The sequence below is a fragment of the Melaminivora alkalimesophila genome (assembly GCF_000282995.1).
Classification (GTDB): Bacteria; Pseudomonadota; Gammaproteobacteria; order Burkholderiales; family Burkholderiaceae_C; genus Melaminivora; species Melaminivora alkalimesophila.
On the sequence record NZ_ALEE01000120.1, the window covers coordinates 1 to 712 of the forward strand.

At 72.9% G+C, this 712-nt stretch carries 1 protein-coding gene; it reads right to left on the bottom strand.

Going from position 1 to position 712, the window contains the following annotated elements; all coding sequences use genetic code 11:
* Positions 1 to 651, bottom strand: a 651-nt coding sequence (locus A612_RS01775) for an MOSC domain-containing protein (protein WP_040435587.1), incomplete at its 3' end; no start/stop codon positions are given.
* Positions 652 to 712 lie beyond the last annotated feature (61 nt).

A 712-nucleotide genomic window follows, 5' to 3' on the forward strand; every position in this document is an offset into this window, starting at 1 on the left:
TGACGGCGGCAGCGGCAGCGCGAGGATTTCGCGCAGCGTGGCGGGTGTGCAGTCGCGCCGGTCGATCACCTCCAGCAGCCGTGCGATGGGCCACGCAGGCTGCGGCCGCGCGAGCAGCCAGACGGTGTCGCCCGCCTGCACCGTCCCGGGTTGCAGAACGCGCAGATACCAACCCGCGCGCAGGCTGCGTTGCACGCGCAGCGCCATGTCGGGCACCTGGAAGCGGTCGTTCAGCTTCCAGCAGGGCTGGCGGCCCTGGCTGACCTCGAAAACGGCGCTGCCGATGCGCCACTGGTCCGCAATGCACACCTGGGACTCTTGCACGCCGTCCAGGCTGAAATTCTCGCCAAAGGCACCGGGCTGCGCGAGCAGCGCCTGCGCCGCGGCGTGGCCCGCCAGCTCCTCGCGCCAGGGCGTGTACTGCGGCCATGCATAGCAGTGCACGGCCTTGTCGGGGCCGCCGTGCACGCGCAGGTCGCCCTGCTCGTCACCGTCCAGTCCCTCCGCGCCTACGGCGACGGGGCCGCTGCGTGCCTGCTTGGCAATGGCGCTGCGGCTGCCGGGGCGGGTGTAGGGTTGCGCGCGGCCGGTGAGCACGGCGCGCAGGGTGGCCAGGGCGATGGGTTCGGAAGGCAAGGGGGTCGTGTTCATGGGCGGGGCTGATCGAGGAGCGCGCAGCCGCCATCGTCGCAGCCCGTGGCGGGCGCGGCCG